This window comes from Streptomyces viridosporus, from assembly GCF_002078235.1.
GTDB lineage: Bacteria > Actinomycetota > Actinomycetes > Streptomycetales > Streptomycetaceae > Streptomyces > Streptomyces viridosporus.
Genome location: NZ_MSGP01000772.1, coordinates 2962 through 3181, shown reverse-complemented (window position 1 = coordinate 3181; position 220 = coordinate 2962). Strand labels below are relative to the sequence as shown.

General features: G+C 80.0%; 1 pseudogene. It reads left to right on the top strand.

Annotation, left to right across the window (positions count from 1 at the left end):
• Nucleotides 1-220, top strand: a pseudogene (locus B7L92_RS43245) (ATP-binding protein); the annotation flags it as partial.

The following is a 220-nucleotide window of genomic DNA, read 5'->3' as shown; positions in this document are numbered from 1 at the left end:
TCTCCGCACCGGCGGTCGCCGCGGCCGTCCTCCTCGGGCCGGAGTCCGCGCGGGGCGCCGTCGGGACGACCGGGGTGATCGCCGCCCTGCTGCTGTGCGCGGCCGTCACCGCGGCCACCTACGCCGTGCTGACGGCCCGGGCGGCCCGCGGACGCCTGGAGTCCGTCACCCAGGACGTCGGCCGGCTGCTCCAGGAGCGGGCGCGCCTGGCCGAGGAGTC